At 56.6% G+C, this 511-nt stretch carries 1 protein-coding gene; it reads right to left on the reverse strand.

All coding sequences use genetic code 11. The annotated features are described in order from the left end of the window. Positions 1–317: DUF1883 domain-containing protein (locus QD409_RS35795; RefSeq protein WP_430765093.1), on the reverse strand; the 317-nt coding region annotated here is incomplete at its 3' end. Positions 318–511: the final 194 nt, after the last annotated feature.

Here is a 511-nt window from a genome sequence, read left to right on the forward strand (position 1 = left end):
ACGTCCTGTGGTGCTTTCTGCATGCGCGGCGCAGATGTCTGATTGACCATCTTCACGCTCGATTCCGCCAGGCTCTTGTGCCCCTCCATATCGACGACCAGATGCCAATGGCCCGATTCCGGAATGGACAGCCGGATCGGTGACTTCTTGGCGACGCCGCCGAGGAATTGGTGCTTGAGGGTTTCGGTGAAACGCTCGAAGTTCGAGCCGTTCATCAGCCTGACATTGGCGATTGCCGAGAGCGTGATTTCGATCACCGTTCCAGCGCGCTGTTCCTTGAGATCGTAGTGGCTGTAGCGGAAGGCAGGCTTCGACATTGTGCTTCTGTTCTTTGCGTATCTCGCCCGAAAGCTTACTCGAAAGCGGGTTAAGGAAGCGTTCGGTCGGATAAAGCGTGATGCCGAAAGTGTAGGCAGTTCTCGGACGACATCACGCTCTGGTGTCGAAACCTGCCAAGGGCGATTCAGTGCAGATTTGACGAGGTGGGGGCGAAGCCATCCAGATCGAGGAC

The sequence above is a fragment of the Rhizobium sp. BR 315 genome, assembly GCF_050577975.1.
Lineage (GTDB): Bacteria > Pseudomonadota > Alphaproteobacteria > Rhizobiales > Rhizobiaceae > Rhizobium > Rhizobium miluonense.